This window comes from Kordiimonas gwangyangensis DSM 19435 = JCM 12864 (genome assembly GCF_000375545.1).
Lineage (GTDB): Bacteria > Pseudomonadota > Alphaproteobacteria > Sphingomonadales > Kordiimonadaceae > Kordiimonas > Kordiimonas gwangyangensis.
The window spans coordinates 675,176-686,379 of sequence record NZ_AQXF01000003.1 but is presented as its reverse complement, the minus strand read 5'-3'; the positions used below and the strand labels follow the sequence as shown (position 1 = coordinate 686,379).

The 11,204-nt window shown below is 57.6% G+C and carries 13 protein-coding genes and 1 rRNA gene; 10 read left to right on the top strand and 4 right to left on the bottom strand.

Annotation, left to right across the window (positions count from 1 at the left end; genetic code table 11):
* Together B150_RS0111565 and B150_RS0111560 are read right to left on the bottom strand one after the other, a co-directional pair.
* Positions 1-404 (bottom strand): 16S ribosomal RNA (locus B150_RS0111565); the annotation flags it as partial.
* A gap of 739 nt (positions 405-1,143) precedes the next feature.
* Complete coding sequence (locus tag B150_RS0111560; protein ID WP_020400091.1) at positions 1,144-1,884, bottom strand: hypothetical protein; 741 nt, start codon at positions 1,882-1,884, stop codon at positions 1,144-1,146.
* Between the two features lie 96 nt (positions 1,885-1,980).
* Between B150_RS0111560 and B150_RS0111555 the strand changes: the two genes are divergently transcribed.
* From B150_RS0111555 to wecC, 6 genes are all read left to right on the top strand, one after another.
* Positions 1,981-2,526, top strand: a complete 546-nt coding sequence (locus B150_RS0111555; protein ID WP_020400090.1) for a DUF2975 domain-containing protein — start codon at positions 1,981-1,983, stop codon at positions 2,524-2,526.
* 10 nt (positions 2,527-2,536) lie between these two features.
* Positions 2,537-2,752 carry a helix-turn-helix domain-containing protein gene (locus B150_RS0111550; protein ID WP_020400089.1) on the top strand — a complete coding sequence of 72 codons (216 nt, stop codon included), beginning with the start codon at positions 2,537-2,539 and terminating at the stop codon, positions 2,750-2,752.
* Between the two features lie 81 nt (positions 2,753-2,833).
* Positions 2,834-3,850 carry a patatin-like phospholipase family protein gene (locus tag B150_RS0111545; protein WP_020400088.1) on the top strand — a complete coding sequence of 339 codons (1,017 nt, stop codon included), beginning with the start codon at positions 2,834-2,836 and terminating at the stop codon, positions 3,848-3,850.
* A gap of 92 nt (positions 3,851-3,942) precedes the next feature.
* Entirely contained in the window at positions 3,943-5,154 is a 1,212-nt protein-coding gene (locus B150_RS0111540) for a TIGR04063 family PEP-CTERM/XrtA system glycosyltransferase (protein WP_025896658.1), read from the top strand.
* A complete protein-coding gene (gene wecB / locus B150_RS0111535) occupies positions 5,151-6,272 on the top strand; it encodes a non-hydrolyzing UDP-N-acetylglucosamine 2-epimerase (protein WP_020400086.1) in 1,122 nt (373 codons plus the stop codon). Before B150_RS0111540 ends, wecB begins: the two co-directional genes overlap by 4 nt.
* A complete protein-coding gene (wecC, locus tag B150_RS0111530) occupies positions 6,259-7,497 on the top strand; it encodes a UDP-N-acetyl-D-mannosamine dehydrogenase (RefSeq protein WP_020400085.1) in 1,239 nt (412 codons plus the stop codon). The genes wecB and wecC overlap by 14 nt, the downstream gene beginning before the upstream one ends.
* Before the next feature lie 30 nt (positions 7,498-7,527).
* Here the strand turns inward: wecC and B150_RS0111525 are convergent, their stop codons facing one another.
* On the bottom strand, positions 7,528-7,956 hold the full coding sequence (locus B150_RS0111525; protein WP_020400084.1) for a CBS domain-containing protein: 429 nt from the start codon (positions 7,954-7,956) through the stop codon (positions 7,528-7,530).
* A 251-nt stretch (positions 7,957-8,207) separates the two neighbouring features.
* On the opposite strand from B150_RS0111525, the gene B150_RS0111520 reads away from it, so the two are divergent.
* Genes B150_RS0111520 through B150_RS0111505 form a run of 4 tightly spaced genes read left to right on the top strand, consistent with a single transcriptional unit; the run spans position 8,208 to position 10,795 of the window.
* Positions 8,208-8,978: a DUF1499 domain-containing protein gene (locus B150_RS0111520; RefSeq protein WP_020400083.1), complete on the top strand. Its 771-nt coding sequence runs from the start codon at positions 8,208-8,210 to the stop codon at positions 8,976-8,978.
* Between the two features lie 22 nt (positions 8,979-9,000).
* The gene (locus B150_RS20775) at positions 9,001-9,255 is read left to right on the top strand and encodes a hypothetical protein (RefSeq protein ID WP_020400082.1); all 255 of its coding nucleotides are present in this window, start codon (positions 9,001-9,003) and stop codon (positions 9,253-9,255) included.
* A gap of 17 nt (positions 9,256-9,272) precedes the next feature.
* Positions 9,273-10,421, top strand: coding sequence for a mechanosensitive ion channel family protein (locus tag B150_RS0111510; RefSeq protein ID WP_020400081.1), 1,149 nt, complete (start codon positions 9,273-9,275; stop codon positions 10,419-10,421).
* Positions 10,418-10,795 (top strand): acyl-CoA thioesterase, encoded by a 378-nt coding sequence (locus tag B150_RS0111505; protein ID WP_020400080.1) that lies wholly within the window; start codon positions 10,418-10,420, stop codon positions 10,793-10,795. The genes B150_RS0111510 and B150_RS0111505 overlap by 4 nt, the downstream gene beginning before the upstream one ends.
* 30 nt (positions 10,796-10,825) lie before the next feature.
* On the opposite strand, the gene B150_RS0111500 is transcribed toward B150_RS0111505, so the two are convergent.
* On the bottom strand, positions 10,826-11,176 hold the full coding sequence (locus B150_RS0111500; protein WP_155860031.1) for a hypothetical protein: 351 nt from the start codon (positions 11,174-11,176) through the stop codon (positions 10,826-10,828).
* Between the last annotated feature and the right edge of the window lie 28 nt (positions 11,177-11,204).

The following is an 11,204-nucleotide window of genomic DNA, read 5'->3' as shown; positions in this document are numbered from 1 at the left end:
ACCCTAAGGCCTTCATCACTCACGCGGCATCGCTGGATCAGGGTTGCCCCCATTGTCCAATATTCCCCACTGCTGCCTCCCGTAGGAGTCTGGGCCGTGTCTCAGTCCCAGTGTGGCTGATCATCCTCTCAAACCAGCTATAGATCGTAGCCTTGGTGAGCCATTACCTCACCAACTAGCTAATCTAACGCGGGCCAATCTCTCGGCGATAAATCTTTCCCCCTGAGGGCGTATAAGGTATTAGCACCCGTTTCCAGGCGTTGTTCCTTACCGAAAGGCATGTTCCCACGTGTTACTCACCCGTCCGCCACTGTCCACCACCCGAAGGTAGCTTCTCGTTCGACTTGCATGTGTTAGGCGTGCCGCCAGCGTTCGTTCTGAGCCAGGATCAAACTCTCAAGTTGACCAAGGAACCATCTAATGGTCCCTAAAGACCATCGTCCTTCACACAATCTTGAAAATCTTCCTCACAACAACATAAGCCGTTGTGCTCAAGAATTCACTGACGCTACTTCTCTCGAAGTAGCTGGATACATAAGAGGTCGTAAACAACCTCCGGAGTATCCTTGAGATCTAGACAACAGTCACTCAGACCACCGTCCACATCTCCCTTCCATCTCACTATGTCAAAGAGCAAATTCGGCTTCCGTTTCAGACCGTTAGGTTTCCCCGGTCGCCGCCCCGTCGGTGTGTCGCGCTTGGCGGTGCACCCCGTCGGTGGAGGCGGGTTATAGGGGTGGTTTGGCACCCTGTAAACACCTTTTTTGCGTTTTTTCGAAAAAAGCGCATTTTACCGCCCGAAACCTCATTTTCTATCCGAATGTGTTAAGAATGCGTATATGCGCGCAACTATATTACCGTTCATTTGCGTGTGCCCGGCAAAGCAGGGGTAAAATAAACATGGAGAGAGGGCAAATCGGGCAAATCACCCCCTAAAAAGCGTGACTCAATTCCTGCTGATTTCCCCTGCCCGATCAGGCGTTTTTTTCTGCCATATATAAAGAGTGGTTTTAGGCGAATGAATCGCATGCCGGGATGCAGCAATACCCTCGGCAGGCAAATCACAGGGGAAAATCACTGAATCAGGGAGCGGTGAATCGCCGAGGTATGAGGCGAAACCGCAGGAATACAGGGGTGAATCAGCTATTCAGGCTGCGAGACCGTAGAATCAGGCGCGGCGCCAAGCTCAAGGGAATCACCGAATTCCGGCTTCATGCCCTTCTTATAGTCACGCAGCATGTTCTGCATGGTGCCTGATTCCCAAAGGTCGCCCGAGTTGCGGAACATGGCTTCCGACATCTGCCGCTCAAAGAGCACCGCCGCATGGCCTTCCTGCCAGCGGTTACGCGAAAAGCCGCCGCCGGCCGTGGCCGGGGACCAGTTCTTGGGCATTTCAGGGAACAGCATATTCTTGAGGCCCTTGAGAATCTCAAGCGGCATGGGCAGCGGGTCACCCTCGGTATAAGGGATAGCCGGGCCCGAGTGCGTGAGGCTCCTGTTGATCAGGTCCTCATTCATGCCTGCCATGGAGCGCGCGACCTGGCCGAGGAAAAGCCTGCTCTGATAGTCGCTCATGCCCACACCGGTGTCATTCTTGGTGAGCGAGCCGAGAATCCAGTCCGCCACCGACATGACGGAGCCGTCCTCCAGCACAATATAGCTATCCCGGAAGTCAGCCCCTTCAGGCAGCTTGCGTGCTTCTTCCCCGGTGTCCTCGCGAAACATCGGATAGATCGGCACAACAAGCGGCCCTTTGGGTTGCCTCAACTCTTCCTCGCTATCGCCCTCGGAAGCATGAACCCCCTTCATCCCCATGATGGCGACAATCGTGACCAACAGAATGAAGGAGATGAGCACAAACAGCGGTGTGATCTTTCCCTTCATCGTTCTTTCCTTTTTGCTGCGGTCGATATATCATTAACAGATAATATTTTTCTGTAAAACAATAATTTTGTGACGAAATTAAGGAACGAACCACCCATGAGTGATAACGGGAACAACACGCGAATCCGCAGCCTCGTGGCGTTTCGCTGGGTGATATACGTATCGATTCTCGCGGTTTTCCTGCCCATTGTGTGGATGTGGGCCGACCCCAGCACCTTCAAGCTGGTCAGCAATACGGCCCTTGTGGACCAGTTTGGCGGCTTTGACCGGCTGCTGCTGTGGCAGCGCATCGGCGGATTTATCGTGACCGGCCTGCCCGCGGTGATTTTCGCCTGGGCGCTGATATGCCTGCTGCCGCTCATTCGTATGGCCGAACGTGGTGACTGGTTCAATGCCGCGTCGGAACGCTATTGCTTCCGCGCAGGCAAGCTTCTGCTGTGGCACGCACTTGTGCGTTGGCTTAGTGATACGGCGCTTGTGCTGGTGCTCACCGCCACCAACCCACCGGGCGAACGTGCGCTGATGGTCAATGTGGGCAGCGATGACCTGCTGAGCCTTATCCCCGCACTGATGGCACTTTGTATTGCGCACATGATGCGCATTGGCCGCGCCCAGCGCGATGAGCTCAACGAAATTATATAGGGAGACGGATATGCCAATCGTTGTTCGTCTCGATGTCGTGCTGGCGGAGCGCAAGGTAAAGTCCAAAGACCTTGCGGCACATATCGGCATCACGGAAGCCAACCTGAGCCTTCTCAAATCGGGCAAGGTGAAGGGGGTGCGATTCGCCACCCTTGAAGCCATCTGCGAATATCTGGACTGCCAACCGGGTGATATCCTCGGCTTCGAGCCCGCACGCAGCAAATAGCCCCCTGCCCCAGATCGGCCTTGCGTTTGCATACCGTTTCCATGAAGTTAGCCGGAAGATTAAGGAAGGCCCTACTGCACCATGCTTGGACTGCTGAAAAAAAGCGATCAACCCGCCCCGCGCGACAGCGAAACAACTGTTGATGCGCCCGAACAGCCTGCGCAGCTGCGCCGCCCCAAGGTTGGGCTTGCGCTTGGCGCGGGCGTCGCACGCGGCTGGGCCCATATTGGTGTGATCAAACGCCTGCAGGCTGAAGGCATCCATATTGATATGATCGCCGGCACCTCGATCGGCGCGGTTGTGGGCGGCGCAATGGCGAGCGGCAACCTTGATGTGATCGAGGAATGGGCCTGCAGCCTGAAAGAGCTCAACTTCCTTCGCCTTCTGGACCTGCGTTTCGGCTCCGGCCTGTTTGGCAGCGACAAGCTGAACCGCCTGATGGAAGAGAAGTTCGGCAATGTGGACTTCTCTGAGATGAAGATCCCCTTCACCGCTGTCGCATGTGAATTGAAAAGCGGGCATGAAATCTGGCTTGATGAGGGTGAGATGTCTGGCGCGCTGCGTGCCAGCTTTGCCATCCCCGGCATTTTTGAGCCGCAAAAGCGTGATGGCCGCTGGCTGGTGGACGGTGCGCTTGTGAACCCTGTGCCGGTGTCGGTATGCCGCGCGGCAGGCTGCGATATCGTGATTGCGGTGAACCTGTCGGAAGACCTTTATGGCCGCAACCGTGCACAAGCGGCGGGCGCGCTCAAGAGCGATGACTACGGCGTATTCACCGAAGGAGCGGAAGACGCGGTGCTGCAGCGCAGCCCGCAGAAAGCTTCAATGTTCCGCAAGTTCTTTGGCCACAAGAAGGACGAGCCCAGCATGTTCGCCAACCTGATGGCCAGCCTCAATATCATGCAGAACCGGCTCTCACGCTCCCGCCTCGCGGGGGACCCGCCGGATGTGTCGATCAACCCGCGTATTGGCCATATCGGCCTGATGGAATTCCACCGCGCACCGGAGTTGATTGAGGAAGGTGTGCTGGCGTTCGACCAAGCCTTGCCGCAACTCCGTGACGCGCTCGCGATCATCACACACCGCATCAACCACTAGGGCTTTTCTGCTTATTGCCCCCTGTACATTTTCTACCCACTGGTGCAGATTTAGCCCAGCATTCAGGGGGCAGATCAGGTATTTAGCGGCTTATGCGCATTTTGCACATTCTTGACCATTCGTTACCTCACCAAAGCGGGTATGTGTACCGCACCATGTCGATCATGGCGGCACAGAAGGCTATGGGATGGGAGCCTGTGCTTTTCACCACGCCGCGCCACGGCAAGGGGACGAGCCTCGCAGACGTGGAAGACGGCTGGACCATTCACCGCACACCGAACGAAGGCGCGCCTTCATGGCTGCCCACCCCTTTCGCGATGCTGCGTGAAATGCAGCAAACCGCAACCCGGCTTGAGGCGCTGATTCCCGAAGTGAAGCCAGACATTCTGCACGCGCATTCGCCTGTGCTGAACTTCTTCCCCGGCAATAAAGCCCGTGGCGCCTTGCCTATTGTTTATGAAGTGCGCGCCTTCTGGGAGGACGCGGCAGTCGACCACGGCACCACCAAAACCGGCAGCCTGCGCTACCGTATGACCCGTGCGCTCGAGACCCGCGCTTTCCGCAAGGCCACCGCGGTGACCACCATTTGTGAAGGGCTGCGGTCCGATATCGCCGCACGCGGTATTGCGGAAGATAAAATCACTGTCATTCCAAACGCGGTCGATACCGACAAGTTCCCGCCGATTGAGGTACAAGACGAAGCGCTGGCCGCAAGCCTTGGTCTTCAGGGCAAAACCGTGCTGGGTTTCATTGGCTCCTTCTATGCCTATGAGGGGCTTGAGTTCCTTATTCGTGCGCTGCCGCGCCTCATCGCGAGGCGCCCGGATGTTGCCTTGCTGCTCGTGGGTGGCGGGCCGACTGACGCCGCGCTCAAAGCAGCGGTTGCGGACCTCGGGCTTGAGAATCATGTGATTTTCACCGGCCGTGTGCCGCACAGCGAAGTGCGCCGCTATTATAGCCTGTGTGATATCATGGTGTATCCGCGCCATTCCATCAGGCTCACGGAAACCGTGACGCCGCTCAAACCGCTTGAAGCCATGGCAATGAAACGGCTGGTGCTGGCGAGCGATATTGGCGGCCACCGTGAACTGATTGATGACAGCCGCACAGGCCGCCTGTTCCGCGCCGACGACGCCGAAAGCTTCGCTGATGTGTGCCATTCGCTGATTGAAGACCGCGCCACGTGGCCGGAAATACTGGCCGCTGGCCGCGATTTCGTGTGCAATGTGCGCAACTGGCGCAACAGCGTCGCCAACTATGCGGACGTGTATGCCCGCTGCCTGAATACAGGGGCAAAGCCATGAAACTGATGCACATTTTTGGCACCCGCCCGGAAGCCATCAAGATGGCACCCGTTGTTCGCGCCTTTGAGGGGCTGGACTGGGTTGAGAACCGGGTGTGCATAACGGCCCAACACCGCGATATGCTCGATCAGGTCATGCAGTTCTTTGACCTCCGCGTTGATCATGACCTCAACATCATGAAAGACGCGCAGGGCCTGGCTGATGTGACCGCCCGCATCCTCACCGGCCTCACCGGCGTGCTTGAGGACGAGAAGCCGGACATGGTGCTGGTACACGGTGATACCAACACCACAATGTCCGCCTCGCTCGCGGCTTATTACCAGAAAATCGCCATCGGCCATGTGGAAGCGGGCCTGCGTACCCATAACCTGTATTCGCCCTGGCCCGAGGAAGCGAACCGGCAGATCACCGACCGGCTGTCTGACCTCTGTTTCGCGCCCACCGAACGCTCGCGCGATAACCTGCTGGCGGAGGGCATCTCGCCTGAGAAGGTGATTGTCACCGGCAACACGGTGATCGATGCGCTTTTCTGGGCGCGGGACAAGATCACCGGGGACGCAGCCCTTGATGGCAGCTTCCGCAAACAGTTCGAGTTTCTCGACGCCAGCAAACGCACCATTCTGGTTACCGGCCACCGGCGTGAAAGCTTTGGTGACGGGTTCCGCAATATCTGCACGGCGCTGGCCAAACTGGCGGAACGCGACGATGTGGAGATTGTCTACCCCGTGCACCTCAACCCGAATGTGAAGGGACCGGTGCATGAAAACCTTGGCAATCTCGCAAACGTACATCTCATCAGCCCGCAGGACTATCCGTCCTTTGTCTATCTGATGAACCGGGCGGACCTGATCCTCACCGATTCTGGTGGTGTGCAGGAAGAAGCGCCGTCCCTTGGCAAACCGGTCCTTGTCATGCGAGAGAATACCGAACGGCCAGAAGCGGTTGAAGCAGGCACCGTGCGCCTTGTGGGCACCGATGTTGACCGCATAATGGCAGAGGCGACCCGCCTTCTCGACGATGAACAAACCTACAAGGCCATGGCCATGGCCCATAATCCCTACGGCGACGGTGAGGCATCTGCCCGCATCGCAGGAGCAATCAGGCATGCATTCGTTTAAATCCCTTTGTGTTGTTGGTCTTGGCTACATCGGCCTGCCCACGGCGGCGGTCTTCGCCAAAACCGGCCTTCAGGTTACGGGCACTGACGTCAACCCGAAGGCTGTGGATAGCATCAACTCGGGCAAGGCGCATATTGTCGAGGTTGACCTTGATGGCCTGCTGCAAGGTGTGGTTTCGAACGGCTCACTGGTAGCGCAGAACAAACCCGCAAAGGCGGATGCTTTTATTGTGGCGGTCCCGACGCCCTTCAAGGAAGGCCACCGCGCGGACCTCAGCTATGTGGAAGCCGCCACCCGCTCCATTGCGCCCTATGTGGAGGAAGGCAACCTGATCGTCCTCGAATCAACCGTGCCGCCGGGGGCTACTGCCGCCATGTGCGCATGGCTTGAAGAAGAACGGCCCGACCTTGCGGCCAAGGGCGGTGTGGGCAAAGCCTACTATGCCGCCCACTGCCCCGAGCGTGTACTACCCGGCCGCGTGCTGATTGAGCTTGTGCAGAACGACCGCATCGTCGGCGGTATGAGCGAGGAATGCAGCGAACGCGCCGTCGCGCTTTATGAACATTTTGTGCAGGGCAACTGTTTTGTCACAAGTGCGGCGACAGCCGAGCTGGCGAAGCTGGCCGAAAACTCCTTCCGCGACGTCAATATCGCCTATGCAAACGAGCTTTCGCTCATCTGCGACAAGCTGGATATCGATGTGTTTGAGCTGATTGAGCTCGCGAACAAACACCCGCGGGTCAATATCCTCAACCCCGGCCCCGGTGTGGGCGGCCACTGCATCGCCGTCGACCCATGGTTCATTGTGGATGTAGCGCCGGAGGAAGCCCGCCTGATCCGCACCGCGCGGGAGGTGAACGACCATAAGCCCGAAGTGGTGATCGCCAAGGTGCTGAAGGCAGCCAACAAATTCCGCGCGCCCAAAGTGGCGTGCCTCGGCCTTGCCTTCAAACCGGATATTGATGACCTGCGTGCAAGCCCGGCAATGGATATCACCGAAAAACTGGCGGACGCGCTGGGCGCTGGCCTGATGGCGGTAGAGCCCAACATTTCGGAGCTGCCGAAAAGTCTTGCCTCAAAAGGCGTGGTGATGTGCGACACGGCACAAGCGCTTGAGGAAGCGGATATTCTGGTTCTGCTTGTCGACCATAAACCGTTCAAGCGCATTCCGCGGGCGCGGGTTGCCGAAAAAGTGGTGATTGATACCCGTGGGGCGTGGCGCTAGACGCCCTGCCCCAGCCAGTTTACTGGCCACTTAAGCCGAGGCGATATAGTCCTTGAGCGCAGCAGCTTCCTTCTCGGTTTCCTGCATGCGTTCTTTCACCACGTCACCGATCGAGATCATGCCGACAAGCTTTCCGCCGTCCATCACAGGCACGTGGCGGATGCGCCGCTCGGTCATCATGCCCATCACGTGCTGAACGCTGTCATTGGGCGTGCAGGTGAAGACCGATTTGGTCATCAGCGTGGAAATATCGTCGGCCAAAACGCCGCCACCACGGATGGCGAGGCCGCGCATGATATCCCGTTCAGAGATAATACCGGCGAGCTTGCCGCCCTTCATCACCGGCACCGCACCGATGCGGCGTTCGCCCAAAAGTTTTGCAACTTCAAGCACGCTACAGCCAGCTTCCTGTGAAATGATGTCGTGGCCTTTTTGATCGAGAATGCGACCAACAGTCATAAACGTCTCCTTCGCGTTGGCGCGGGCGGAGAGCGTTCGGGGCGCATCCGGGCCGCGGGGTTCAGTGCTACTCGGAAAGACCTGATCATTATGCCTGTTTTACTGTGCCCACGCAATCGCGACCGGCTTTAGCCCCGCGAATCAGCTTGGGCGCCCCCCTTTCCCTTTTTGCGATAGTGGGTTAAAAGGAAGACAGGGCATTTCTTTTAAGGTCAGCGGACACGATTTGAGAACGGGGGAGCGTTCCGAATATGGCACAAATTTTCTTCAAGAAAGGGGAACGGCGGCCCTCCGTCTTCTCGACATTGGGGATACTCACCACTTGTCTTGCTGTGATCACCCTTTTGCTTGCGGGGCCCGCCTATCAGCTGGATATACTGACACCTGACATTCTGGACCCTGCCGATGGTGCCTTCCGCTCCAAGCTATTGCATGTCGCCACCCGGCTCGTGGTTGTGGCGGGCCTCTTCACACTCCTTGGTTTCCTGCACGGTGCCTCGAGCCCGCGCGTGCGTGTGAGCTGGCGGGCGCTTGTTGCCCTCTTGCTCCTCATACCAGCCGGTTTTGCGGCCTGGACGTTTGAGAGCTGGCAATACACAACAACGGCGCAGAGCCATGATCTGAGCACAAACCCGAACGACCCGCCCGCCTATAGCGCGCTAAGCGGCGCCTTGCCTGAGGCGACGGATGCCATGGACACCGCGCAAGCGGATACCTACCGCGACCTTCTGCCCATTACCGTGCAACTCGGCCGCCAGGCCGCCACAAGGCAGGCCCGCAGCGCCGCGGAAAGCCTGGGCTGGCATGTGGTGCGTACAGACGAGGCAAACGGCGTGATTGAAGCCGAGAGCCAGTCCCGCTGGTTCGGCTTTGAAAGCCTGATTGTCATCCGCGTGCGCGAAAAGGCCGCAGCGAGTATTCTTGACATCCGGGCTGTCTCAAGGCTCGGTACGCCGGACATGGGCAACAATGCGCGCCTGATCCGGAAGTTCCGGGACACGCTTGCCGCCCAAACTGGTTAGCCCCCTTTTAGGAACCGATCCGATGAAAAATATAATAGCCTTTGTGGTGGCCCTCGTAGGCCTCGGCCTTGCCGCATATTGGGCCATGTTCGTTTATGGCGAAATCGAAGGTGTCACACTTTCCGGGCATGGTATCACAGCGATGATTGTTGGCCTGGTCTTGACCTTGGTTGTGGGTTGCGGCTTGATGGCGCTCCTGTTCTTCAGCAACAAACACGGCCATGACGAACGTGTGCATCACCTTGTTGATAGCGCTGAGGACGAAGACGACAAATAAAAACCTGGGGATTTGCAGTGAAGATTGAGGACTGGCAAGACTTTCTGGCTCTGGTGAAGGAGGTCTGGAAAAACGGCGTTTTGGGCATCGACGTGGGTCAGATCATTGTCGCGCTCGGCATCTTCCTCGTCTTCATGGTGCTTCGGAACCTGCTGACGCGGCTGATTCTGAACCGCCTTATCGCGTGGGCCCAGCGCACCTCTTCCCGCATTGATGATGCGGTTGTGGAAGCGATTGAGGCGCCCATCCGCTTCATCCCCGTTGTGCTTGGTATCTTTTTCGCCACCGCCTATCTGGAGCTTGATCCGGAATCAGCCATCATCGCGTCCAAGATCAACCGCTCGCTTGTGGCATTCATTATTTTCTGGGCGCTGTTCCGCGCCTCGAAACCCGTCGGGCAACTGCTGCAGCGCGCCGACCGTATCCTGACGGAAGCGATGATCCTGTGGCTGTCGAAAGCCATCCGCATCGCCTTCGCGCTTCTTGGCGCGGCTGCCATCCTTGAAATCTGGGGTATTCAGGTTGGGCCTATTATCGCGGGCCTTGGTCTTTTTGGTGTGGCTGTCGCCCTCGGCGCGCAGGATCTGTTCAAGAACCTCATCGCTGGTATCTTCGTCATTGGCGAACGCCGCTTCCACCCCGGTGACTGGATTCTGGTCGAAGGCGTCGTGGAAGGCACGGTGGAACAGATCGGCTTCCGCACCACCACCATCCGCCGGTTCGACAAGGCACCTGTCTTTGTGCCCAACACCAAACTCTCGGACCATGCGGTGACCAACTTCTCCCGCATGACCTACCGGCGCATCAAATGGGTGATCGGGCTTGAATACCGTTCAAGCGCAGAACAGCTCCAGCAGGTGCGCGACGGCATCGAGAAATACCTGACAGAGAACCAGGATTTTGTGCAGCCGGAGGAAACCGCCACCTTTGTGCGCATCGACAGTTTCGGCCCAAGCTCCATCGATATCATGATGTACTGCTTCACCCGTACCACCAATTGGCTTGAATGGCTTGAGATCAAGGAACGCTTGCTCATCGCTATAAAACAAATTGTCGAAGACGCGGGCACAGGCTTTGCGTTCCCGAGCCGGTCCCTCTATCTTGAGGCCATGCCGGGCGATATCGAACTCGCCCCCATCCATGTGACCGGAGACGAGAAGAAATGAAAGAACACCGCCGCGCCACCATCCGCACCATCCCGCAGCCGTCCGACCTTAACGTGAACGGCAACATCTTTGGTGGCTGGGTACTTTCACAAATGGACTTGGCCGGCGCCGATACCGCAAGCCGCCGTGCCCGCGGTGCCGTGGCCACCGTTGCCATTGAAGGCATGAAGTTCCACCAGCCGATCGAGCTTGGTGACGTGATCAGTATCTATACGGATATCGAGAAGGTTGGCCGGTCTTCGATCGTGGTGAAGCTTGAAGTATTTGCCGAGCGCGGCATCAGCCGCGACCTCTATCAGGTGACAGAGGCGCGTTATATCTTCGTCGCCATCGATGAAAAAGGCCGCCCGCGTCCAGTGGACGCTGAAGCCTGAGGCCAACTCTTAGGCAAATCTTCTGAGAGATTAATGGTCGGTGGTACCGTCGCCGACCTTCACACCTGATTTTTCAAGCTTGGCCGTGCACATATTGGCGATACCGTCGAGCATATTGCGGTTCTCTTCCGTCAGCTCATTGCGGCTCAGTTGGGCCGAAAGCTCCAGATAGGACGGGAAATCAAGGCGTTTCTTGAACTCGCCTACCGTGCATTCACAAAGCGGCTTGCAGGTGGCCGCGCCAAAACCCGGCTCGCAGTCTTTCATGCAGCGCTGGTAATCGAGGTCCAGCATATCCTGCGGGATTGGCTGATTCTGCGCGAATGCCGCCCCGCCCATAAGCACCAGACCTGCTGCCGCAACCATTTTCCTCAACCGCATTTTAGCTGTCTCCAACACGTTATTTTTA